Source organism: Arthrobacter cavernae, from assembly GCF_017368795.1.
In the GTDB taxonomy this organism is placed as follows: Bacteria; Actinomycetota; Actinomycetes; order Actinomycetales; family Micrococcaceae; genus Arthrobacter; species Arthrobacter cavernae.
Genome location: NZ_JAFNLL010000091.1, coordinates 1 through 2481 on the forward strand (window position 1 = coordinate 1; position 2481 = coordinate 2481).

At 75.0% G+C, this 2481-nt stretch carries 2 protein-coding genes; both read left to right on the top strand.

Annotated elements, in window-relative coordinates:
* Nucleotides 1-303: 303 nt before the first annotated feature.
* Nucleotides 304-1554 carry a site-specific integrase gene (locus J1902_RS18865; RefSeq protein WP_207617906.1) on the top strand — a complete coding sequence of 417 codons (1251 nt, stop codon included), beginning with the start codon at nt 304-306 and terminating at the stop codon, nt 1552-1554.
* Nucleotides 1551-2481, top strand: a 931-nt coding sequence (locus tag J1902_RS18870) for a hypothetical protein (RefSeq protein ID WP_207617907.1), incomplete at its 3' end; no start/stop codon positions are given. The genes J1902_RS18865 and J1902_RS18870, both read left to right, overlap by 4 nt.

The following is a 2481-nucleotide window of genomic DNA, read 5'->3' on the forward strand; positions in this document are numbered from 1 at the left end:
CCATTCCCAACGAACAGTCACATTCCGGCACGGCCCGGCGCGGGTCATGAAGCCGGTCCGGGACTGTGGCGGGACGGGCAGGGGGCGGAGGTCCGCGCCGCCGCGGGGCGGTGGTCGCTTCAGGGGGTCCGGTTTTTGCCTACGATAAGGGACAGTTATGCTACACATCCCCGGCCGGCCCCGCTTTCCGCCGGACAACGCGGAAACGCGGAAAACGCGGAAAACGGGGACGAGGCGGCAATTGGGGGTCCGCGGGTTGGGGTCCGGGGCCCGTCCCGGGCGCCCGGGGCACGGACGCGGACGGTGAAGATTGATGAGCGGACGGGAACGGCGGAGGCAGGCATGGCGGAGGCAGGCATTCCGGAACACCCCGGCAGCGGGCAGGGCGGCGCGGCGGGGGCCCCGGCCCCCGGCGGGCGGATCACCGCTCCCGGCGGGCGGGTCACCGGCCACGGGCCCGGCGGCCTGGCCGGGATCAGCCCGGAACTGGAGCGGCTGCGCGAGCTGGCCCGGGCCCACCGGGAGCACGCGGTCTCGGCGAACACCGAGCGCGCCTACCGCGGCGACTGGGCGAAGTTTCAGGCGTGGTGCTCCCTGCACGGGCTTGTCTCCCTGCCCGCCGGCCCGGACACCGTGGCCATGTACCTGGCCGACCGGGCCCGGCTCGTCACCGGGCAGGGCGCCCACGCCTACAAGCCCTCCACCCTGCAGCGCTGGATGGCCGCGATCGCCGGCCGGCACGCCGCCCACGGCCACCCCTCACCGACCCGCACCGCCGAGGTGTCCCTGGTGCTCTCCGGCATCGCCCGCGAACGGCAGGCCCCGGTCCGCCGGATGGTCCCGCTGCTGCTCGATGACCTGAAGATCATCCTCGCCGGCCTGGACCGGGACCGGTGGCCGCACGGGGTCGCCGCCGCCCGGGACGCCTTCATCCTGCTCTCCGGCTTCGCCGGGGCGTTCCGCCGCTCCGAACTGGCCGCCCTGACCGTCGGCGCGGTCAAACACCACGTCCACGACGGCCTGCACGTCAGGGTCGCCTCCTCCAAAACCGACCAGGAGGGCCGGGGCACCACCCGGGCCCTGCCGTACGGGCAGCACCCGGGCACCTGCCCGGTCTGCGCCTGGACCCGGTGGATGGACATGCTGGAGGCCGCCCGGCAGGGCCGGGCCGCCCTGATGAGAACCGTCTTCGACACCCCGGCCTGGGAGGAGAACACGCACGTCTGCCGCAGGCCCCGCCGCTGGCACCTGGACCCGGACACCCCGCTGCTGCGCGCCGTGAGCAAGGCCGGGGACATCCGGGACGCCGGTGTCGGCGGCCACGCCCTGAACGCCATCGCCAAACGCCGGGCCGCCTCCGCCGGGTTCGGCCACGACGACATCGGCTTCCACTCGCTGCGCGCCGGATTCGTCACGCAGGCCCGCCGCAACGGCTTCGACGCCCGCTCCATCCGGCTGCAGACCGGACACCGCTCCGACGCGATGGTCGACGTCTACGACCGCGAGTACGTGCCGCTGGCCGGCGGCAACGCCGTCCTGGGACTGGGCCTGTGAGCCCCGGACCCCGGCCCCGGCCCGGGCCCGGCACGCCGCACCACTCCGGTGCGCCGCATCACGCCGCCCTGCGGCACTGGGCCCTGTACCGGGACTGGTGCGAGGCGACCGGACGCGAGCCCCTGCCGGCGGACGCCGGGACCCTCGAGGCGTTCCTCCGCCAGTGCCCGGCCTCCAGGGCCCTGACCGTGGCCAGGCTGGGCGCCATCCGCCTCATGCACGACCGTGCAGGGATAGCCTTCGCCCCGCTGGGGGAGGACACCGCGCCGCTGCCGTGGCGGACGGGGGAGGGCTGGCTGGGGCTGCCCGAGGCGCTGGCCTGCATCCCCACGACCGGCTGGACCCGCGGGCTCACCGGCCGCCGGGACGGCTTCATCCTCGTCGCCGCCGGGGAACTGGGCCTGTCCCGCACCCGGATCAGGCACCTCGGCGCCGGGGACATCGAGGCCGGGCCCGGACACACCATTGTTGCCGGGACGACGGTCCGCCGCGGCCAGGACGCCGCCGGATGCCCCGCCTGCGCGGTCACCCGGTGGCTGGACGTGCTGGGGCGGCTGGAGAAGGACTGGAGGGGCGGCACCCGCCAGTACCTGGCCCTTGCCCGACCCTCCCCGGTGCATGCCTGCGAGGTGCCGCCCACCCCGGGCTGGCAGCAGGCGTTCACCCTGATCCCGGGCATCGACCGGCACGGTTGGACCTCCGAAGGATTGGCCCTGAGCACCCGCTCCCTCAGCGCGGTCCTGGCCCGGCGGCAGGACCCGGTGCAGGCGTCCCGGGCCCGGGACGTCCGGCCCACCCCTGCCCCGGACGAGCGGGAGGAGCCGTGCGGGTACACGCGGGAACGCTTCGAGGACATCAGTCAGATGCTGGACGCACTCGATGAGAAGATCGCGGACGCCCTCAAGGAGAGCGAACGCGTCCTCGCCC